This window comes from Aminomonas paucivorans DSM 12260 (assembly GCF_000165795.1).
GTDB lineage: Bacteria > Synergistota > Synergistia > Synergistales > Synergistaceae > Aminomonas > Aminomonas paucivorans.
Genome location: NZ_CM001022.1, coordinates 1,562,200 through 1,583,054 on the forward strand (window position 1 = coordinate 1,562,200; position 20,855 = coordinate 1,583,054).

Annotated in this window: 17 protein-coding genes; 8 read left to right on the plus strand and 9 right to left on the minus strand. The window is 64.9% G+C overall.

Annotated elements, in window-relative coordinates; genetic code table 11:
- The first annotated feature begins 101 nt into the window (after positions 1–101).
- From APAU_RS07360 to rsfS, 8 genes are all read left to right on the plus strand, one after another.
- Positions 102–5,909, plus strand: coding sequence for a flagellin N-terminal helical domain-containing protein (locus APAU_RS07360; RefSeq protein WP_408626244.1), 5,808 nt, complete (start codon positions 102–104; stop codon positions 5,907–5,909).
- Positions 5,910–6,094: 185 nt separating this feature from the next.
- The gene (gene rplU, locus APAU_RS07365) at positions 6,095–6,406 is read left to right on the plus strand and encodes a 50S ribosomal protein L21 (protein WP_006301085.1); all 312 of its coding nucleotides are present in this window, start codon (positions 6,095–6,097) and stop codon (positions 6,404–6,406) included.
- A gap of 18 nt (positions 6,407–6,424) precedes the next feature.
- A complete protein-coding gene (locus APAU_RS07370) occupies positions 6,425–6,766 on the plus strand; it encodes a ribosomal-processing cysteine protease Prp (RefSeq protein ID WP_006301086.1) in 342 nt (113 codons plus the stop codon).
- A complete protein-coding gene (gene rpmA, locus APAU_RS07375; protein ID WP_006301087.1) occupies positions 6,750–7,034 on the plus strand; it encodes a 50S ribosomal protein L27 in 285 nt (94 codons plus the stop codon). Before APAU_RS07370 ends, rpmA begins: the two co-directional genes overlap by 17 nt.
- 120 nt (positions 7,035–7,154) lie before the next feature.
- Positions 7,155–8,537: a GTPase ObgE gene (gene obgE / locus APAU_RS07380; RefSeq protein WP_006301088.1), complete on the plus strand. Its 1,383-nt coding sequence runs from the start codon at positions 7,155–7,157 to the stop codon at positions 8,535–8,537.
- Positions 8,534–9,205 (plus strand): nicotinate-nucleotide adenylyltransferase, encoded by a 672-nt coding sequence (gene nadD / locus APAU_RS07385; RefSeq protein WP_006301089.1) that lies wholly within the window; start codon positions 8,534–8,536, stop codon positions 9,203–9,205. Before obgE ends, nadD begins: the two co-directional genes overlap by 4 nt.
- A 57-nt stretch (positions 9,206–9,262) precedes the next feature.
- A complete protein-coding gene (locus tag APAU_RS07390; RefSeq protein WP_232207706.1) occupies positions 9,263–10,645 on the plus strand; it encodes an LCP family protein in 1,383 nt (460 codons plus the stop codon).
- Between the two features lie 104 nt (positions 10,646–10,749).
- On the plus strand, positions 10,750–11,160 hold the full coding sequence (gene rsfS, locus APAU_RS07395; protein ID WP_006301091.1) for a ribosome silencing factor: 411 nt from the start codon (positions 10,750–10,752) through the stop codon (positions 11,158–11,160).
- A 141-nt stretch (positions 11,161–11,301) separates the two neighbouring features.
- On the opposite strand, the gene tpiA is transcribed toward rsfS, so the two are convergent.
- The 9 genes from tpiA to moaC form a co-directional block, all read right to left on the minus strand.
- Positions 11,302–12,102 carry a triose-phosphate isomerase gene (tpiA, locus tag APAU_RS07400; RefSeq protein WP_006301092.1) on the minus strand — a complete coding sequence of 267 codons (801 nt, stop codon included), beginning with the start codon at positions 12,100–12,102 and terminating at the stop codon, positions 11,302–11,304.
- A gap of 151 nt (positions 12,103–12,253) precedes the next feature.
- Positions 12,254–13,444 (minus strand): phosphoglycerate kinase, encoded by a 1,191-nt coding sequence (locus APAU_RS07405; RefSeq protein WP_006301093.1) that lies wholly within the window; start codon positions 13,442–13,444, stop codon positions 12,254–12,256.
- A 2-nt stretch (positions 13,445–13,446) separates the two neighbouring features.
- Positions 13,447–14,469, minus strand: coding sequence for a type I glyceraldehyde-3-phosphate dehydrogenase (gap, locus tag APAU_RS07410; protein WP_006301094.1), 1,023 nt, complete (start codon positions 14,467–14,469; stop codon positions 13,447–13,449).
- 137 nt (positions 14,470–14,606) lie between these two features.
- Positions 14,607–16,580 (minus strand): amylo-alpha-1,6-glucosidase, encoded by a 1,974-nt coding sequence (locus tag APAU_RS07415; protein ID WP_006301095.1) that lies wholly within the window; start codon positions 16,578–16,580, stop codon positions 14,607–14,609.
- Positions 16,543–17,466, minus strand: coding sequence for a DNA-binding protein WhiA (whiA, locus tag APAU_RS07420; protein ID WP_006301096.1), 924 nt, complete (start codon positions 17,464–17,466; stop codon positions 16,543–16,545). Before whiA ends, APAU_RS07415 begins: the two co-directional genes overlap by 38 nt.
- Complete coding sequence (locus APAU_RS07425; protein ID WP_006301097.1) at positions 17,454–18,590, minus strand: gluconeogenesis factor YvcK family protein; 1,137 nt, start codon at positions 18,588–18,590, stop codon at positions 17,454–17,456. The genes whiA and APAU_RS07425 overlap by 13 nt, the downstream gene beginning before the upstream one ends.
- The gene (gene rapZ / locus APAU_RS07430) at positions 18,590–19,480 is read right to left on the minus strand and encodes an RNase adapter RapZ (protein ID WP_006301098.1); all 891 of its coding nucleotides are present in this window, start codon (positions 19,478–19,480) and stop codon (positions 18,590–18,592) included. The genes APAU_RS07425 and rapZ overlap by 1 nt, the downstream gene beginning before the upstream one ends.
- A 45-nt stretch (positions 19,481–19,525) precedes the next feature.
- Positions 19,526–20,347: a MogA/MoaB family molybdenum cofactor biosynthesis protein gene (locus APAU_RS12590; RefSeq protein WP_006301099.1), complete on the minus strand. Its 822-nt coding sequence runs from the start codon at positions 20,345–20,347 to the stop codon at positions 19,526–19,528.
- Positions 20,335–20,853: a cyclic pyranopterin monophosphate synthase MoaC gene (gene moaC, locus APAU_RS07440; protein ID WP_006301100.1), complete on the minus strand. Its 519-nt coding sequence runs from the start codon at positions 20,851–20,853 to the stop codon at positions 20,335–20,337. Before moaC ends, APAU_RS12590 begins: the two co-directional genes overlap by 13 nt.
- Positions 20,854–20,855: the final 2 nt, after the last annotated feature.

Consider the following 20,855-nt stretch of genomic DNA (forward strand, 5'->3'; position numbering starts at 1 on the left):
CAAAATGAAGTTCCACAAGATACAGTGCACCCCTTTGGGAACCGAAAAGAAAGAGGGGAGCCTCGCAGGAAGGTGCTCCCCTCGTGTCTTGCCCTCGGGAGGTGTGGAGGTTGCGGATCTTCACGAACGTCAGCGCCCTGCTCTGTCTCAATACCGCCTCGAAACTGAACCGCCAGCTTTCCAAAGCCCTGAACCGTCTGTCCACGGGACTGCGCATCAACTCTGCCGCGGACGACGCGGCAGGCATGGCCATCTCCGAGAAGATGCGGGCCCAGACCCGGGGATTGGACCAGGCGGCCCGAAACGCCCAGGACGGTATGTCCCTCCTCCAGACTGCAGAGGGTGGGCTTCAGGAGATCCAGTCCATGCTCCAACGGATGAGGGAGCTCTCCGTCCAGGGGGCCAACGACACCCTCACCGCCGAGGACCGAGGACACATCCAGACGGAGATCGACCAGCTGGGGGAGCAGATCGACGCCATCGCCCGGCAGACCCAGTTCAACCGAAAGAAGCTCCTGGACGGAACCCAGGCCGCCCTGTGGAGCACCAGCACCCGGGACATCGGAGTGGTGCTCTCCGGACCGCTCACCTCCAAGGACTCCCTGGGGAACCTTCATTCCGCCGCGGGGAACTACAAGGTCACCTTCAGCGTCCTTCGGGAAGGACAGGAACAGGTCCAGAAGAGCCACATCCTCTCCCTCAAGCACGGAACCCATGAGAACAACGCCGCGGGCAACTGGTCGGGCTCTGGCCTCACCTCCATGTCCGCCTTGAACCTGGTGGAGGGGGTCTGGGGGCTGGAGACCCGGGAAACCCCCTTCGGGGGGATCTGGTACTACCAAGGGGCAGCCATCTCCACCGCCGCCGCCATCGGGGCCTCCGTCCAGGCCTCTCCCACCCCCAACATCCTGGCTCCGGGGTCCTACGACCTCCGGGTCTCCGACCGGGTTCCCATGATGGCCAGCTTCGACCACGCCCTGACCAACGGCATCGTCACGGGGGTGGACATGAGCAGCCGGGGGGCGGGGTCCAACTTCGACGCGGTCCTGGGCATCCGGGCGGACGAAGGGGCCATCGCCGCGGCATCCCAGACCTACCGCAACGACCTGACGGGGGGCAAATCCATCACCGCCGACGGGGCCGGGGGGAACGTGGCCTTCACCACCCGGGCGACCAATGACGTGAACCTCTTCACCCACTTCGCCGTGACCGCCACGGACCGACGGGACCTCATGGCGGGGGACGTCACCCTCACGGAATCCTACGTCACCCACCAGGCCGCCCAGATGACTGTGAACCTGGACTACCGTGGGACGGACGACACCTCCGCCACCGTCACCTACCGCACCTCCTCCGGGGGCAACACCCTGACCGCCACCTCCACCTGGCAGGCCGCAGCAGGGGCCACCCTGACCCTGGACATCGGGGGAGGCCCGGTGACCCTGAACATCGGCGGACGGAACATCGAGGAGATCGCCGCCGACATCAACGCCTCCGGCCTTGCGGGGGTCTCCGCAAGCGTCGTGACTTCCGGTTCCACCCGACGCATCGACCTGACCAACGCCTCCGGTTCTTCTTTGGACGTGGGCGAGACCGGGGTTGGGGGCGGCGGTCTCGGATTGGCGGGGACCGTGGCAGACGGGGCCACCGCTGCGGGAGCCTTCCGGGACTACGGCCGGGTCACGGTTCTGGGAGTCAACGGCCAGACCCTGGCCGACCTCGCTTCTGCCGTGGACGGCATCGCAGGTCTCAACGCCTCGGTGGTCGGCTCCGGGACGACGGCGGCCCAGGTCTCCATCGCCGGAGACGCCAACTACCACGTGGACCTCGTCTCGGGGGGCGACATTGCGGGGGAACTGGCCCTGGACCACACCTTTGATGGAGGGGGGACCCACACCTCCACCGCCCGGGCGCACAACTACGCCGTCACGGCGGCCACGGCGGGGCAGGATCTGGCGGGCATCGCCGCGGCCCTGCAGAACGTGGGGGGGACGGATCTGGGAGTGGCCACCACCTCCGCAGGCGCCCTGAACGGCCTCAGCTTCACCGGCGCCAGCCTCTACAGCGTGACCCTTTCCGGCGTAACCATGGGAGAACTCCGTAACGGCAGCTTCGCCAGCACCACGTTCACTGTGGGACGAGGCGCTGCCGTGACCACGGGCAACCGGGTCTACGTGAACCGCGACGTCACCGTGGCCGTGGGGGATCGGGACGCGGGACAGATCGCCTCGGCCCTCCAGACGGGCATCCAGACGGCCCTGGCAGCAGACGGCCTCACGGGCAACAACGCTGGCGCCACCGTTGCCTCCGTGGGAGGAGGGGTCACCCGGCAGCTGCAGCTGGGCAACCTGGCGGTTTCGGGATACCGGATCGCCCTCACCGGGGGCACCAACAACTCCCTGACGGAGGTCTGGGGGGGAGGGGTCTCCACAAACCGGGGCACCTCCGCCACGGGCACCCCCAACCTGGACTACGGCCGAACCACCACCGTCACCGTGGCCGGGGACAACATCGAACAGGCCTTTGCGACCCTCTCGGGGGTCCATGCGGGTTTACAGGTGACCTGGTCCCAACAGCCCGACCACACGACCCCGCAACACTACGGTCAGATCGCCTTCACCAACGTCTCCAGTGGGGCGGGGCGCCGGAGGTTGTCCATGACCCAATCCGGAGTCGATTCAGGCCCGGGGATCAACGCCAACCGCAAGCTCTTCGAAAGCACCGGCTCCCTCTGGTCCACCACGGAGAACACCGGAACCCACGGGGTGACCTCCAACATCCTTCAGGCCCACGACGCGGTCACCCTTCAGGTGACCGCAAACGGCAACGACGCAAACGCGGCCCACGTGGCGGCGGGAGGAGCGGTGACCCTCTACGAGGGCACGGGGGCGGCCACGGAAACCCAAAACGCCGGGATCCTCAACGCCGCCTTGGGCCACAGCGTGCTGGATTCCTTCGCCCTTCGGGACGACAACCCCAATGCGGCGGACTTTGCCGTCGGGGAGTCCTGGATGACCTACACCCGGGCCCGGGCGGCGGGAACCAGCGACCGGGTGGATCTGACCCTCTACGACGGCCTGTACCCCGACGCGGGGAACAACGGGGGCGTCACCAACGGGATCACCTACGTCTTCAACGACGGCGCCCTGGATGGAGGCAGCCGATCCCTCCACCAGCTGGTGCGCACCGGGGCGGGCATCGGCGGCTCCGCCGCCCTGAGCCATAACCTGACCTTCGGCACGGTGAACCAGGACACGTCCGTGAGCTACGGGGAACGGGCAGGGGCGGGGGCCTACTGGAACGATACCGCCGGCACCACCCCGTGGTACGCCCAGTCCTACTACGGGGAGGACACCACCTATTTCTTCGGCAACGGCAGCACCCCCGCCTCCGTGGTGACCGCCGCGGAGCTGTACCGACAGAACGAGGTGAACGCCTCCCTGATGTTCGAGTACGACGGCACGGACCTCACGGTGCGCGCCAAGGGCTTCCGCCGGGACGGTTCCACCCTCCCCGCCTCCTGCGACACGACCCCGGAGATCGTGGCGGCTAGCGGGGACGTGACCCTCTTCGGGGAGATCCATTTCACGAACCTCCAGATCGATCGAAGCCGCCTCACCGCAGGGGACAAGTTCGTCATCAACGTCTCCGCCGCAGCCCTGCTGGACGGGGTCAACGGAACCCCCGCGGACCCCACGGCCTTTCAGTCCACCGCCAACATCGCCGTGCAGGGGGACCCGTTCCGGCAGAACCGCCCCGACTGGGGCAGCTCCGCCCAGTACCGCCTGGCCCAGGGCGTGGAAAACGGCCACACCTTCAACCTGCTGGGCTACTTCGTGGATCCCCTCAACGGCAGCAGCGACATCCCCGGACTGGGCTACTACGAGGGGAGTGTCATCCTGGAAGGGGAAGCAGGAGGCTTCGCCGCGGGCAGCACCGTGGGGGCCCCGGACGGGACGGAGGCCAGCGCCCATCGGGCCCGCCTGGAGATCAACTACCAGGGAGATCTGCGGCCCTCCGCAGGGGCCCTGGTGACCAGCGTCTTCCTCCAGAGCATGGAGGCGGGGGGGAGCAAGAACATCAAGGACTACGTAGCCGGGGTGGGGTACTCCAACTACGAGTACGGCACCCGGACGGACGGCACCTACGGCCCCCTGAACGAGTTCCACAGCGAGCGGTACAACCCCTACAACGCCTCCCTGGTCTTTGACGTGCTGGAGGTGTACAACGGGTCCCTGAAGTTCCGCATCCAGGGTCGGGTCGTGGACCGGGACGGAAACCAGTGGTACGTGGAGGACAACGACTACCGCCTCAACCTGGGCCCCAACACCAGCAAGAACTCCTCCGCCCTGCCTCCGGTGGTCCCGGCGGAGGTGCTGAACCCGGTGGTGCTGTTTCGGGATTCCGCCTTCGGCGGCCTGGCCTTCGACGAATTCACCCTTTCCGACAAGGAGACCTGGCACGAGGGGGATCGATTCACCCTCGCCCTCACCGCCAGCGGCTTCGTCAACGGCCTGAGCGAAGCGGAACAGCAGGCCGACCCGGCCCTCCGGCCCAACACCGACGAGATCGACCTGTTCTCCGACAACCGGGGCACCAACATGCCCCACTCTTTCCGCTTCAACGAAGGGATCCTGGACCACCGGAAGCTGGATCTGGGGATCTACCAGCTGGCAAACAACATCGCCAAGCCCGACAGCGACCATTTCCACCGCGACCAGGTGATGGACGGCACCCTGTCTCTGGCCTTCGGGGACTACCATCCCGGAGGAGAACCGGTCCTGACGGACTCCCTTACCTTCGAGGTGCTCTACCAGCAGGGCATGGACGCGGGCAAGGCCCACTACTACAGCCGGGCGGAGGACATCGCCCAGTTTTACGGCAAGAACGGCCGTTTTCTCCTGGAGAACAACACGGAACAGCTCACCATCCGTCAGGGAGACCGGGAGATCCACGTCCCCCTGGGGTCCCTTTCGGAGATGGGCAAGCTGGGGGAGCAGATCTCCGAACAGATCTGGCTGCACCTGCTCATGCAGCACGACGGGGTTCTCCGGGGGGAGGACGACATCCTGCCCTACGGCTACAACCCCGACCTGATGGAGGAAAAGGACAAACGGGAGATCTTCCAGTTCGTGAACAACGTCCCCGGGGAAAGCGGAAATGAAGCCGTCATGGCCACCTTCCTTGCCCACTCCGTGTTGCCCGGGGAGGAGGGAAAGCTCCACTTCTACGGCAGCGAGGACCTTCTGAAGGCCCTGGGGTTTGCCACCATCCAGGAGGCCCAAGACACGGAGTTCCGAGTGCGCGCTGCGGACGCCCACTCGGGAAAGCAGGCGGGGCAGGGAGGGAACGTTCTGGCGGGAAAGCGCCTCTACGGACTTCTGGGGGACAACGTGGCTCTGGACATCGGGAGCACCCTCGGCCTGAGCCGGATCACCTTCGACCACAAGCGGGGCACCTTCGATGCGGGGCTCAAGTCCTCCTTCGACCAATTCGTCCACCTGGCGGACAGCACCGCCCAGCTTCAGGTAGGGGCCAACGAGGGGGAAGACCTGTCCCTCATTCTGGGGGACGTGCAGGTTCGAGCCCTGGACGTGGACAACCTGGACGTGCGGAGCCAGGAGGCGGCGGCGCGCAGCATCACCCGGCTGGACAATGCCCTGGACCGGGTCTCCACCCAGCGGGCCGCCATCGGGGCACAGATCAACCGGTTGGAGCACACCGTCCCGCAGCTCCAGACGGCCTCGGCACACCTGAACGCCGCCCGGTCCCGGATCCTGGACGCGGACATGGCCCGGGAGATGATGGAGTTCACCAAGCTGAACATCCTCATGCAGGCCAACAACATGGTCACCTCCCAGGCCAACCAGCTTCCCTCGCAGGTCCTGAGCCTGCTGAACCAGAGATAAGCCCCCTCTCTCCACAAAAGAACAGCATCACCGAGAAGAAAGCACGTCAAGGCGGCTGCAGAGGATCCGCAGCCGCCTTGACGTGTCCCCCTTAGCGCGAGTACTATGGGTCGGCATTTGTATCGCTTGGGGCAGGTACTCAAGGGCAACGCCCACCTGAACCCGCAGCGGAAGGAGAGGTAAATATGTACGCAATCGTCGAGGCCGGTGGCAAGCAGTACCGCGTTCAGTCCGGGGACCGCATCCGGGTGGAACAGCTCCACGTGGAGCCGGGCTCCCTGGTGGAGCTGGATCGGGTCCTCCTGGTGGGGAAGGACGACGCCCCGCTGGTGGGGGATCCCTACGTTTCCGGCGCTTCCGTGACCGCCAAGGTGCGCAACCACGGCAAAGAGGACAAGGTCATCGTCTTCAAGTACCGGAGGAAGAAGAACTACCGCCGTTTCCGGGGACACCGGCAGCCCTACACGGAGCTGGTGATCGAGGACATCCGCGCGTAGTCGCGGCGCGAAGGCCCCTTGACGTCCGTTCGGCTCTTTCTGGAAGCCGGGGAGCTGGTGGGCCTGGAGGCGCAGGGACACGCGGGCTTCGCGCCCCGGGGACGGGATATTGTCTGTGCCGCCGTGTCGGTTCTGGTGCAGACCCTGGAGCTGGGGATGGAGGACGTGATCCGGGAACCGAGCCTCCGGATTCAGTGCGATCCGCGCAAGGCCCTTCGCCGGGTGATCTGGAAACGAAGCGACGACCCGCGGGTCACAGCCTTGGGGGAGACGATCCGCTTGGCCCTGAAGGCCGTGGCGGAAGCCCATCCGAAACAGGTTTGCATCGTGGAGGTGGAACGAGATGAAGCGAATTCTTGACTTGCAGTTCTTCGCCCACAAGAAGGGGCAGGGAAGCAGCTCCAACGGTCGGGACAGCAACCCCCAGTTCCTGGGGATCAAGCGCAGCGACGGCCAGTGCGTCACCGCAGGTACCATCATCGTGCGGCAGCGGGGGACGAAGTACCACCCCGGACGCAACGTGGGACGGGGAAAGGACGACACCCTCTTCGCCCTCTCGGAGGGCGTGGTGCGCTTCGAGACCAAGGCGAACCGCAAGTTCGTCAACATCGTCGCGGCGCAGCAGTAGGCGAGAGGTCCGGCTGCATGAGCCGCCGGGTGTCTGGTATGTGCAGGGGCCTGAGGGGATTCCTGGGCCCCTGTTTTGTGTTGGAGGGAGAAGGCCCCTTGGGGGCCGGTGCGTGAACCCATGAAATTTCTCGATACGGTGGAGATTCAGGTCCTCGGAGGCGCCGGCGGCAACGGATGCATGAGCTTCCGGCGCGAGAAGTTCGTTGCCAAGGGCGGTCCCGACGGCGGAAACGGGGGCCGGGGGGGGAGCGTCTGGCTGGTGGCGGACCAGAACCTCCAGACCCTGGCGGATTTCGAGTACGCCCGACGCTATAGTGCCGAACCAGGCCGCGCGGGCAGCGGCTCGAACCGCAACGGAAGAGGCGGCTCGGATCGGGAACTACGGGTCCCCTGTGGAACCCTGATCTACGACGCCGAGACGGGGGAGGGTTTTGCGGACCTGGTGGAACCGGGAGACCGCCTTCTGGTGGCCCGGGGAGGCCGAGGAGGCCGGGGCAACCGGGCCTTTTCCAGTTCCCAGAGGAAGGCTCCCCGGTTCGCCGAAAAGGGGATGCCCGGGGAATCTCGCCCCCTGCGACTGGAGCTTCGCCTGATCGCGGATTTCGGTTTCGTGGGCTGCCCCAATGCGGGCAAATCCAGCCTGCTTCAGGCTCTGAGCCAGGCCAGGCCCAAGATCGCCGCCTACCCCTTCACCACCCTTTCCCCCAACCTGGGGGTTCTGTCCACGGAGTCCGAACGGGTCGTCCTGGCGGACATCCCCGGACTCATTGAGGGAGCCCACGAGAACCGAGGGCTGGGGATCGCCTTTTTGCGCCACGTCCAGAGGACCCGCCTTCTCCTGCATGTGCTGGATCTGTCGGAGGGAGACGGGGAGACTCTCGTGCAGCAGTGGAGCCTGGTGCGCAAGGAAATGGAAGCCCACGACCCAGAGCTGACGGAGCGTCCCTGCCTCGTCATCGGCAACAAGACGGACCTGTTGGATCCGGAGGCCCGGGAACGACTGCTGCCCCTTCTGCGAAGCACCTTCAAGGAATGGGGCTTCGGCTTTCTGGCGGTGAGTGCCCAATCGGGGGAAGGGATTCCTGCCCTGGCGGAGCATCTGCTGGCCTTCGCGGCGGAGCACCCCCGCCCCAAAGGGACGGCTCGGCTCTTTGCTCCCGTCCTGGAGGAGGCGGAACCTCTCCCTGCGGGGCGCAGACGTCGGGGGCGGGTGGAGGTACTGCACCTTCCCGATGGTGCCTTCCGGGTGGTCCATCCCCAACTGGAGGAAGCGGCAATCCGCTACGACTTCGACTACGAGGAGAACCTCACCCGGTTCTCCCGGCTTCTTCGAAAGTACCGGGTGGAAGAGTTGCTGGTGGCAGCGGGGGCAGAGGAGGGGGACACGGTGTTCATCGGTCCCACAAGCTTCGATTTTTCACCGGACCCCACCGCCGATGCGGTGGAGGAGGACCGGGATTTCGAGGAATCGACGCGCGGCGAGGGGGAGAACCCAGCTTGAACACCGGCGTCTCTTCCCGGGAAGAGGGTCACACGAACCCTCCCGTCCCGCCCGAAAGGGCGAGGAGGCGAATCGGGATCATGGGCGGGACCTTCGATCCCATCCACTACGGGCATCTCCTGGCGGCGGAGGAGGCTTATTCCGCCTTCCATCTGGACGAGGTCATCTTCGTCCCCACGGGGTTGCCCCCCCACAAGCAGGCAGACCGGGTGACCTCCCCGGAGGACCGTTATGCCATGACCCTTCTGGCAACCTTGGACAACGCCCACAGCCGGGTCTCCCGCCTGGAGATCGAACGTCGAGGCTCCAGCCACACAGTGGACACGCTGCGGGAGATGCGCCACTGGTACCCTCCGGATTCGGTGGAGTTCTTCTTCATCACGGGGTTGGACGCGGTGCTGGAAATCCTCTCCTGGAAGAACCCCCAGGAGGTCAGCGGCCTGTGTCACCTCGTGGCGGTGAGTCGGCCAGGATACAACCCGAAGAAGATGGAGGACCTCCCCGAGGCGGTTCGAAGGGCCATCTTGCCCTTGGAGATCCCCCTTCTGGCCATCTCCAGCACGGAAATCCGGCAGCGCGTGACCCAGGGGCGAAGCATCCGCTACCTGGTACCCACCCCCGTGGCCCAGTATATTGAGAAGAAGGGCCTCTACCGGGGCAAGCCCTGACCACGATGCGAACGATGCGAGGGAGGTTCTGAGGAGCCGGTGAAAAAGGGCGTATTGTTGCTTGGAATCCTGATTGCCTGCATCTCCGCGGGAACGGGCGTCTACTTCCGCCTCCAGAGGATGGCCCATACCCCCGTGGCGGTCATCAAGGAAACGGTGCTCCACGACGCCATGACAGGAAAGGTGAACATCCTCCTGCTCGGGGAGGACAACGTGGAGGGCTCCCATCGTACCGACAGCATCGCCCTCGCGGCGGTGGACCTGGACGCAAAGAGCGCCCGAGTTCTGTCCCTTCCTCGGGACACCCGGGTGGAGATCCCCGGACACGGGTGGCAGAAGCTGAACCACTCCTACGCCTTCGGGGGAGTGGACCTGCTCCGCTCCACGGTGAGCAAGAACCTGGGGGTCCCCATCCACTACTACATCCTCTTGGACTACGGGACCTTTCCCCGCATGGTGGACATCATCGGGGGGGTGGATCTTCACGTGCCGAAGAGGCTTCGCTACGTGGATCGAGCGGGGCATCTGAATATCGACATCCCTGCGGGAGAGCAGCACCTGGACGGGGAACGGGCGCTTCATTTCGTCCGTTTCCGTCACGACGCCCTGGGCGACATCGGCCGGGTGCAGCGACAGCAGCAATTCATCAAGGCAGCCCTGGCAAAACTCAAGCAACCGGAGTACCTGACCCGAATCCCGGACCTTGCCAAGGAGATCGTCGCCTTCATCCGAACGGATCTGACCGCATCCCAGTCCGTCCAGCTGGGGGGATTCGTCAAGGAACTGGACCGGGAACGCATCCTCTTTGCCGTCCTCCCCGGAAAACCGGACTACTTGAAGGGTATCAGCTACTGGATTCCCGACAGCGAGGGAGCCAGAACGTTCTTCGCCCTTCCCATGGAAGCACTCCTGTCGGCAGATCAGGGAACGGCAAGGAGCACGCCCTCCATGAACCCGGGCATCAGCACGGCGGGAGACGGGGCCGCCAACCCCGCCTCCTCGGGGGGGACCAAGGAGGCGGCTCCCCCGGACACGGAGCAGATGACCCCCGAAGAGGTCCTGGCCCTGATCCGAGCCATCCCCGAACCCGTGTCGGTACTGAACGGGGTGGGGAAGGCCGGTCTGAGCCAGACGGCGGCGGAGCACCTCCAGCGCATGGGGGTGGACGTGGTCTACACCGGCAACGCCAAGCATTACGACTATCGTTTCAGCAATGTGGTGTATCCTGAGAAGGCCAGCGCCACGGTGCATCGGACCGCCGAAACCCTGGCCCGCCTTTGCGGCATCCGGCCTGCCCTGGTCCGCCCGGGAAGGCAGGCCGTATCGGCAACCTTGGTTCTGGGGCGGGATTACAAGACCATCTTCGAGCGTCTATCGCTGAATCAGGGGACGGGAGTGGGAGGATCAGTCCCCGATTCCGGGAAGACCTCGGCTCCCTAAATCTCCTCGGTGCCCCGGTGCGAAAGGCAGACGGAACCGTGGAAAACGGGAAAAATATGTTCCGAAGCTAATCAAACGAGAAACAAGAAGGAGGGAAGGCCAAGGTGGCCCATTCGGAGACACCCCAGGGACGGGACCTAGAGGAAACACAGGAGAATGCGCGGGAACTCTTCAAGAAATATCGAGGGCTTGGGCTTCGCCTGACGGACAAACACGCCAAGGACGTGGACTTCATCGACGTTCGCGGGACATTGGGAGTCACGGACCTCTTCGTCCTGGCAACGGCTCGGTCGGATGTCCACCTCAAGACCCTCCAGGAGGAAGCGCTGGAATACCTGGAGGACCATTTCCCTTCGGTGCGTCGGGAGGGCGAAACCAGCACCCGTTGGAGGCTCCTGGATGCGGGTGACGTGGTGGTCCATCTCTTTTCCGCCCAGGCAAGGGATTTCTACCGCATCGAACGCATCTGGGGCGATGCCCCCACGGAGCGCTTTCAGGATCCCGACGAAGCATAGAAGCACAGGCAACGGGTCGGCCCCCCGGAAGAGGGGAGCCGACCCGTTCTTTCAGGGAAAAGTTATGTCCTATAATATATCTTATGTTGCATTGGCCGGAGTTCGAGGTTCGGCGAATGCCTTGATTCGCGTTTTGGGCCCCTATGGCCGGAGGATCCCGAGGGCTGCTTCCAGGATCCCCACGAAGGACGGGACCTCCAGAGACGCACCACCCACAAGGAGCCCGTCAATATCCCCCTGAACCATCAGCCCTGCGGTGTTGCCAGGTTTGACGCTCCCTCCGTATAGCACCTGCAGGTGTTGTGCGGTCTCCTGGCCGTAGCGGTCCGCCACCAAGTGACGAATGTACCCGCATCCTTCTTCCGCATCCCCGTCGCTGGCGGTCTTGCCGGTCCCGATGGCCCAGACGGGCTCGTAGGCCACCGCAAACCGATCCGTCAGATCCGGGATCGTCACGCCTTCCAGCGCCCCAAGCAGCTGTCGCTCCAGGACCTGATGGGTCTTTCCCGCTTCCCGTTCCTCCAACAGCTCTCCCACACAGAACAGGCACCGGGCCGAGGTGGACAGGACCGCCCGCAGCTTTCGGGCCAATTCAACCTCCGTCTCGTGGAAGAGATGGCGTCGCTCGCTATGTCCTATAAGAATGTAAGCGCATCCAAAATCGGCCAGCATGGGAGCCCCGATCTCTCCCGTGAAGGCCCCATGGTCCTCCCAGTGGGCGTTCTGCGCCCCTAGGGAAACGGGGAGATCCCCCAGGGCGTCCTGAACCGCCGCAAGGCTCAAGGCCGTGGGGAAAAGCACCGCCTCCGCCACCCCCTCCTTCAGGGGACCGTACAGCTCGTTTCGAGCCCAGAGTACCCGACCCAGCTCCTCCACGAATGCCCGGGCCTCCTGGGGCCGATGGTGCATCTTCCAGTTTCCCGCGATCATCTTCGTACGCATGGTGATTCCTCCTCTTTGTGATGCCTTCGCCGCCCCACAGCTTACGGATATAACCCATAGGGGCCTTTGACCTCAAGAAGAAAGGCGGGGGAAAGGGAAGACGCTCTCCCCTCCTCCCCCGCCTCCGGAACTCTCCTGCTCGACTTTTCCTTCAGGAGCGAAGCAGCGGTTCCACTCCCGGGAGCATGCGCCCTTCGAAGAACTCCAGGCTGGCACCCCCACCGGTGGAAACGTGCCCCACCTGATCCTCCAGGCCGAAGAGAGCCACCGCCGCCGCGCTATCTCCCCCTCCCACCACGGTGACGGCCCCGCGTGCCCGGGCGGCTACCAGGTCCTGGGCGACGCTTCGGGACCCCTGCGCAAAGGCCTCCATTTCGAAGACTCCCATGGGGCCATTCCACAGGATCGTCCGGGCTTCCCGCAGGGTCTCGCGAAAACGCGCCTGCGTAGCCGGTCCGATGTCCAGTCCCATGGTTCCAGAGGGGATCCGGTCCGCGGGGACGACCGAGGAGGGGACCCCTTCGCGGATCTCCTCCGCCACCACCACGTCCTCCGGCAACAGGATGGGCAGGCCGCGTTCCGCCGCCACCGCCAACATCTCCCGGGAGAAGTCGAGCTTGTCCTCTTCGCAGAGGGACCGTCCGATCTCTCTTCCCTGCGCCTTGAGGAAGGTGAAGGCCATGCCGCCTCCCACGAGGATCCCCGAGACACGGTCCAACATGTTCTCGATGACCCCGATCTTGTCGGAAACCTTCGCCCCTCCCAGGATGAGAAAGAACGGGGGTTCCGGATGATCCCGGACCTGGCTTAGGGCCTGCACCTCCCCCACCATCAGGGAACCGGCGAAGGAGGGGAGCAGGTCCGCCACTCCCCGCGTGGAGGCGTGGGCCCGGTGGGCGGCGCTGAAGGCATCCATCACGAAAACGTCAAAGGGGGCCGCCAGCTGCCTGGAAAAGGCGGGGTCGTTCTTCTCCTCCTCGGGGTAAAAACGGACGTTCTCCAGGAGGAGCAATCCCCCCGCAGGAAGGGCTTCCACGGCCCGAGCCACCTCGGGACCGATGCAGTCCTCCGCCATGCCCACTTCCCATCCCGTGATGCGGCGCAGTTCCTCCGCCACGGGGGCCAAGCTGTAATCGGGGTTGCGTTTTCCCTTGGGGCGCCCCAGGTGGGAGACCAAAGCCACCCGCGCCCCCGCTGACCGGAGGGCGTTCAGGGTCTCCAGGTGCGCTCGGATGCGGGTCCCATCGGTCACCCGCCCATCCTTCATGGGGACGTTGAAGTCCACACGCAGGAGAACCCGCTTCCCGCGCACGTCTTCGGGAGAGAAGGTGCGCAGGTCCATGGTCAGGCGATGCCCTTCCGGACCACGTAGTTCACCAGGTCCACCACCCGGCTGCTGTACCCCCATTCGTTGTCGTACCAGGCCAGGATCTTCACCATGTTGTCGATGACCTGGGTGTGCATGGGGGCAAAGATGGAGGAGTGGCTGTCCTGCACGAAATCCATGGAAACCAGGTCTTCCGGCTCGTAGGCCAGAATCCCCTTGAGGCAGCCTTCGGCGTACTCCTTCATCGCCCCGTTGACCTCTTCCGCCGTAGTGTTTCGCTGAAGCTCCACCACCAGGTCCACCACCGACACGTCCGGGGTGGGAACCCGCAGGGCGAAGCCGTTCATCTTGCCCTTAAGCTCCGGCATCACCTTTCCGATGGCCTTGGCGGCTCCGGTGCTGGTGGGGATGATGGAGAGGGCTGCGGCACGCCCTCGGGAGTAGTTCTTGTGGGGAAAGTCCAGGGTCTTCTGGTCGTTGGTATAGGCGTGAGCGGTGGTCATCAGACCCTTGACGATGCCGAAGCGCTCCTGGAGCACCTTGGCCACGGGGGCCAGGCAGTTGGTGGTGCAGGAGGCGTTGGAGAGGATCCGGTGCTTCTCGGGGTCGTAGGTCTCCTCGTTGACCCCCATAACCACCGTGACGTCCTCGTTGCTGGCTGGCGCGGTGATCAGGACCTTCTTAGCCCCCGCCTCCAGGTGCGCCTTGGCCTTCTCCCCGTCTGTGAAACGCCCCGTGGACTCGATGACCAGGTCCACCCCCATGTTCTTCCAGGGAAGTTTCGTGGGATCCGGCTCCGCCAGGGCGCGGATGGTCTGTCCCTGGATGACCAGGTTGTCCCCGTCCACGTCCACGGTGCCGGGAAAGCGCCGGAACACCGAATCGTACCGGAACAGATAGGCCAGGGACGGCGGGGGGGTCAGGTCGTTGACCGCCACCACCTCGAACTGGTTCGCCTCCATCTTCTGGAAAAACGCCCGCAGGGAGAGCCGCCCGATCCGTCCGAAACCGTTGATCGCCACCCGTGTCTTTTTCACCATGCCGATGACCTCCTTCGCCGTTCACCAGGGGAGGGTAAGGATTTCTGCTCGTCTCTGGACGCTTACGCTTCCCGTGCCCTGAGGCAGCAACCAAGAGGCTGCCTCGAACCCATGACGCCGTTATCGTAAGGAGAAACCTACACCGACGGTTTCAGAAGGTCCTCCTGAAGGACCCGGAGGATTTCCCCCAAGCTGGCGGCGGAAAGGACGTCCCCGTGGGGCTTGTAGGGCATGATGCCGTCGAAGAACTCTGCCACGCCTCCCAGGCAGCCGTGACGCATGTGGGCGTTGAAGGGACGCAGGAATGTCCATCCGATATCCCTTCGGTTCGGGTTGAACCGCAGGTAGGCGCTCACGAAATGCCCCAGAAGCCAGGGCCAGGCCATGCCCCGGAACCGAGCCTTCAGCCGCTGGTCCGGCCGCCCTTCCTGACGCCCCTTGAACTTCTCGTGTCGGGGATCCAGGGTACGGAGGCCGTAGGTAGTATAGAGCTCGTTCCAGCAGGTCTCCACCACGGACCGCCCCATCACCGGGTCCAGGGGGCTGCTGGGGAGGGAGACCGCCAGGATCTGGTTCGGGCGGATGGACAGGTCCTCCTGGTCGTTCTGCGGGTCGGACCAATCCACCAGGGCTCCCTGCTCCCCTTTCCAGAACACCTTGAGAAAACTCTCGCGGCACCGGTCCGCAAGGGCCCCGTAGCATGCCGCCTTTTCCCCATCCCCGAAGAACTCGCCCAGCTGTTCCCCGAAGCGCAGGGCGTTGTACCACAGAGCTCCGAACTCCACCAGATAGCCCTGGCGCCGAACCACCGGCTCTCCCTGGGTGGTTCCGTCCATCCAGTGACGCCCGGGGTGCGGGTGGGTGAGGTACAGGAGGGCGTTTTCATGGCATTCCAGATCCAGAGAGGGGATCCCCTGGGCATAACGATCCAGGACGGGAATCAGTCCCTTCCAGAGATCCGCAGCTCCGTCGGGATTCTCCATGAACTCGAAGGTCTTCTGGGCCGCGTAGAGAAGCCAGAGTCCGCTGTCCGCTCCCTCAAAGGATGCAATCCCGCAGGGGTCAATGTAGCTGGGGACGACCCCCTCGTGCTGGTTCGCCAAGCCCACCCAGTGCCGCAGCAGATCAAGGGCCATCCTTTCCCTTCCGGTGCTGAGCAACAGTCCCGGAAGGGCCACGAAGGTCTCCCGTGCCCGGTTCTGCACCGAGGGGTAGCCCGAATAGACGGCGGGAGTTCCCTTGCTGCCTTCGTCCACCAGGTGGTAGGAGGCGTGGATCAGGTCCTGCAGGAGGCTGGAACGAGGCTGAAGCGGGACGTCTGCGGCGATGGACTGCAGCCGGTGGAGGGTTTCCTTCTCCAGATCTACAGACTCCTTGTCGGTCAACGGGGCAAGATCCTTGGACAGGACGAGGTAGATCGAATCCCCTTCCTCCAGCTCCACCTGAAGCTGGCCGGGGGACCACAGGTCCTCCAGAGCCACGTCGGAGGCGTTATCCTCCTGTTCGTAGAGCAGGTGGTCGAACCAGAGGGGTTTGAGGTTCCATTCCCCACGGGTCGCGTGGACGTGGCTCACCAGGTCCCGTCCCTCCACCCTCAGCCCCGAGGCAACCTCCCGAGCTTCGAAGAGGGGGCGCTCTCCCTCCTGGGGAAGCTCGGTGTTCAGGCGGTGGGCGAAGAGCGGGCGAAGCTCCATGCGGACCCGTTCCGGGCTGGCCAGAAGCTCGTACTTCACGATGGTGCAGCCTTTTCCCTGGGGCATGAAGAGGGATTTGCGGATCAGGATGCTGTGGACCACGAGCAACATGCTGGGGATCGGAGAGGCTTGGTATTCCTGGAGGTAGCGAAACCCATCGGGGTAGATGAGGTCCTTGTAGCGATTGGTGGAGAGTTGGTATTTTTTCCCGTGGGCGAACAGGGTCTCCTCGACCTTGCTGGCCAGAACCTGGTGGAGAGACTGACCTTCCGGGCGGACCACGAGCAGCCCGTGGGCTTTTCTCGTGTTGGCTCCGATGACAGTGGAGAATCCGTAGCTGCCTTGGCCATCGGAAATCAGGACCTCGCGGCCCGCCCCCTTATCGTAGGTGTTGACATCCGCCTTTCCCAAGTACATGCTCACCATCCCCCTTCAACAGGCTCGAGAACATCCCCTCTAACTTCCTCCACCTGTATTCTACCGTACTCTTGGACACCGGATGAGGGAGAATCTGACCTAATTCCCTCAAAGAGAGGCTGGGATTGTCCCGACGCGCCTCCACCAGCTCCCTCAGGGGGAGGGGAAGAGACTCCTCCAGGCAGCGCTCCTCCAGGGCACGCACCATCCTAAGCTGCTGTGCCGCCGCATCCAGGCTCTTGGCGATGTTGGCGGCGTCGCAGTTCACCAGTTTGTTCGCCCGGTCCCGCAGGGAGCGGACGATGGCCGTCTCCTCCAGGCGGAGCACCGACTGCATGAGCCCCATCCGGGCAAGGAAATCCGCGATCTTGCCCTGGTCTCGAAGGGTGATCTCCTGGCGTCCGTCCCGTTCCCTCCGGGACGAAGGGATCCGGCGCCGTCGAAAGAACCCCCGGAGGCGCAGAAGGACTTCCTCGTCCCGAGGCGGTCGGAAGACGAGGTGGTACCCCGTCTTGGGAAGGTAGAGGGCGCCGCAGGCCCCGAAAAGCCCCCGGACCCAAGCCCCTTCCTCCTCCGGGGTCGATCCGGCGCCTCGGCGCACCAGGGTCTCCAGGACTCGGGGGTCCAGAAGCAGGGAAACCCGGGTGCCGCTCTCGGATCGTTGGGGAAACAACCGGGGGGGAAGAGCATGCTCCTCCTGGTTCCATCGGCTCCACAGGCGAAAGAACCGACGAAGGACAAATCGACGGGGAGTCCTGAGCACCACCCCGTCCTGCCCTTGCGCAGGCTCCAACCCCTGCACGAGTCCCGCCAGTTCCGCCTCCCCGTGTCGCTCCAGGGAGAAGGCGCTCCACTCCTCCCAGATGGCGACCTTCAGGTCCGCCACGATCCACCCTCCTTCGCGTCCCGGGAGAACCGGACCAGGGCCTCGGAAAGCCGTTGGGTGTGGTGGCGCAGATACCCCCCCGCAGGCTGCAACCCCACGAAGTCCCCTTGAAGCACCAGGGTCCCCGCATCGTTCAGGAACCGTTCCTCTTCGGCGCTCAGGCGGAGGGGTTGCGCCCCCTGCTGCCGGTAGCGGTCCAGGATGTCCGGAGGGATAGGGGCCTGATTGGCCACCACCACGTCCGGGAGGCTGCCCAGGACGCTGGTGATCCAGTCCACGTGTTCCAGCAGGGAGAGGCCCTCCGTCTCACCCGGCTGGGTCATCAGGTTGGCCACGTAGATCTTCGGCGCCGCCGCCGCCCGGACTTCCAGAGCGACCTTTTCCAGCAACAGGTTGGGAAGGATGCTGGTGAAGAGGCTCCCGGGGCCCAGGACGATGATCTCCGCCCCCCGAATCGCCTGCAAAACCTCCGACAGGGGTTCCGCATGACGGGGTTCCAGCCAGAGGCGGTTCAGCTCGCTCCCGTGTGCGGAAACGTCCAGCTCCCCCTTCACGCGAAGGCCCGAGTTCGTCTCCCCCACCAGGACCACCGACTCCGTGGTGACGGGGAGGACCTTCCCCCGGATGGCCAAGAGCTTGTTCAGCTCCTCCACCGCCCGCTGGAAGTCCCCCGCCAGCTCCGTGGTGGCCAGGAGGATCAGGTTGCCCAGGCTGTGCCCCGCCAGTTCCCCCCGATCGAACCGGAAGGACAGGATCCGCTGCAGGGCGTTGTCGTTCTCCGCCAAGGCCACCAGGCAGTTGCGCACGTCCCCGGGGGGCAGAACCCCCCACTCCTGACGAAGGCGCCCGGAGCTGCCTCCCTCATCTGTGACCGTGACCACCGCCGTCAGGTTCCGGGTGAATCCCTTGAGCCCGGAAAGCAGGGTGGAGAGCCCCGTACCCCCCCCGATGGCCACGATGCGCGGCCCCATGGAGAGTCGGTACTCGATGGCGCTTGCCATCACATCCTGCCTTCTCGCCCCTCCGGTTCGGGTTCCCCTCTCCCGTTCCAGGAGGAGGCGGGTTCCCCACGCCGCAAAGGCTCCCGCAAAAAAACCCAGCCCCGCACCCAGAAGGGGATCCATCACCCTACGGATTCCTTGTCCATATCTCGATGGCAGAGGTTCACGTCGTAGCCTTCCGAGCGAAGGGCCTGGTACAGGGACTCCGCAACCGCCACGGAACGATGACGTCCCCCCGTGCATCCCACCGCCAGATGCAGGCGCATCCTCCCCGTCTGCCGGTACAGGGGAAGGACGAAGCGGACCAAGCCCCCTGTCAGCTCCAGAAAACGGTTCATTTCCGGAAGAGGGGCCAAATAGGCCTGAACCTCCCGGTCCACACCGGAAAGGGAACACAGGTCCGGTTCGTAATTCGGGTTCGGGAGGAAACGGACGTCGAAGACCAGATCCGCATCCTGGGGAAGGCCGTACTTGAAACCGAAGGAGGTCAACCGGACGAGAAAGGAGGCGGGGGTCAACCCCAGATCCTCCAGCAAACGCTGGCGGAGGACGTGATGCTGCAGATCCGAGGTGTCCAGGATCACGTCCGCCAAGGATCGAAGCCGCTGGAGAAGCTGTCTTTCCCTTTGGATTCCCTCCAGGGGAGTCCCGTCGGACCCGACGGGGTGTTTGCGCCGCGTGGTCTCGAAGCGTCGCACCAGGGCCGAATCAGAGGCGTCCAGGAAGACCAGGGTCAGGGAGTCCAGGTGTCTCCTCAGGGTTCCCAGCACCACTTCCAGATCGTCCAACAGGTGCTCCCCCCGCACGTCCACCACCGCCGCGATGCCCTGGGTCACCGCAGAGTGGTGCCCTCCCAAAACGTCCAGGAGCTGAGGGAGGAGCGCCGGCGGAAGGTTGTCGATGGCATAAAACCCCTGGTCCTCCAGGATCCGGAGCGCCGTGGTCTTCCCGCTTCCGGAGAGCCCGGTGAGGATGATGCCCCGTCGCACCTGGGTGGGCAAAGGTTCGTTCAACGGATCCACCTCCTCCTGCGGTTCGGTCGGTTCCACGAAAAACGGTCAGTGGGCGTGAGTTCCTCCACACTCCGAGGCCATCCCTGCAAGGGTCTCCACCCCATGACGCAGCCCCGGGACGATGGCCTCGAAGCACTGACGGGCTCCCCGCTCGCTGCCGGGGAAGGCCACCACCAGCGTGGTCCCCCGCGTCACCGCCAACCCTCGGGTGAGGAAAGCCCGGGGCGTATGAGCCAGGGTCCGAAGCCGCATGGTCTCCCCGAACCCGGGAACGACCCGGTCCGCCAACTCCAGCAGCGCCTCGGGGGTCCGGTCCCGAGGACCGATCCCCGTCCCCCCGGTGCACAGCACCAGGTGAAGCCGCTCCTGCTCACACCAGCGTACCACCGTATCTCGAATCCGGCCCGGATCGTCGGGGACCACCTCCCGCTGCAGGACCACCGCCCCCTGGGCTTCCACCAGTTCGGCCAAGGCGGGACCTGCCGTGTCCTCCCGTTCCCCCCGAGCCCCCTTGTCGCTGATGGTGAGCACCCCGGCTCGAAGGCACGGCCAGAGCTCCACATCGCAGGAGATGGAGGCAAACCCCGGGCTCTTCAGCTCCAGGGCCCCGTCCCCCACCCCCTCGGGCATCCGTAGGAGGCACTGCCCCCCCGCCAGGGCCAGGAAATCCCCCGGTGCCGGAGAGGCGTAGGGAGCCAGGGTGAGAAAGAGCCGTCCCTCTCCCTCTACCCCGGCCTGTCCCGGGGCAAGAAGGCTCACTTGCCGGGGAGACCCGTTGCAGAGCGTCCTGCCCTGGCGATCCCGGTGCAAGTAAGCAAGGGGCAGCTCCTGCCCCTGCTCTCCGTCGAAGAGCCTCAGGAGGCGCATGATTCGGCCGCCTCTCCAGAAAACGGAGCGCCCTCTCCATCGCAGCTCCAAGTTCCGCTCTTCCCGCCGGTCTTTCTCAGGAGGCGGATCGATTCCAGCACCATCCCCTTGTCCAGCCCCTTGCACATGTCGTAAAGGGTCAGGGCGGCAACGGAGACCGCCATGAGGGCTTCCATCTCCACCCCCGTGGCTTCCGTGGCCACGGAGTGGGAAAGGATGCGGACGGAGCATCGATGGGGAACCAGCTCGCAGCGCACCTCCACCTGGTCCAGCCTCAGGGGGTGGCAAAGGGGGATCAGGGACCAGGTCTGCTTTGCCCCTTGAATTCCCGCCAGCTCCGCCACGGGGAAGGGATCCCCTTTCTTCAGGGTGTGGCCCTGCAGGGCTTCCAGGATGGGAACCGTGACGCGAACCCACCCCTCTGCCCAGGCCTCTCGAAGATTGGGAGCCTTCCCGCTCACGTCCACCATCTGCGGACGTCCCTCCTCGTCAAAATGGGTCCACATGC

Excerpts from the sequence above, each read along its gene's own strand:
- rplU (WP_006301085.1), top strand. The coding sequence starts at position 6,095 with ATGTACGCAATCGTCGAGGCCGGTGGCAAGCAGTACCGCGTTCAGTCC.
- rpmA (WP_006301087.1), top strand. The coding sequence starts at position 6,750 with ATGAAGCGAATTCTTGACTTGCAGTTCTTCGCCCACAAGAAGGGGCAG.
- obgE (WP_006301088.1), top strand. The coding sequence starts at position 7,155 with ATGAAATTTCTCGATACGGTGGAGATTCAGGTCCTCGGAGGCGCCGGC.
- tpiA (WP_006301092.1), bottom strand. The coding sequence starts at position 12,102 with ATGCGTACGAAGATGATCGCGGGAAACTGGAAGATGCACCATCGGCCC.
- APAU_RS07405 (WP_006301093.1), bottom strand. The coding sequence starts at position 13,444 with ATGGACCTGCGCACCTTCTCTCCCGAAGACGTGCGCGGGAAGCGGGTT.
- gap (WP_006301094.1), bottom strand. The coding sequence starts at position 14,469 with ATGGTGAAAAAGACACGGGTGGCGATCAACGGTTTCGGACGGATCGGG.
- APAU_RS07415 (WP_006301095.1), bottom strand. The coding sequence starts at position 16,580 with ATGTACTTGGGAAAGGCGGATGTCAACACCTACGATAAGGGGGCGGGC.
- APAU_RS07425 (WP_006301097.1), bottom strand. The coding sequence starts at position 18,590 with ATGGATCCCCTTCTGGGTGCGGGGCTGGGTTTTTTTGCGGGAGCCTTT.
- APAU_RS12590 (WP_006301099.1), bottom strand. The coding sequence starts at position 20,347 with ATGCGCCTCCTGAGGCTCTTCGACGGAGAGCAGGGGCAGGAGCTGCCC.
- moaC (WP_006301100.1), bottom strand. The coding sequence starts at position 20,853 with ATGTGGACCCATTTTGACGAGGAGGGACGTCCGCAGATGGTGGACGTG.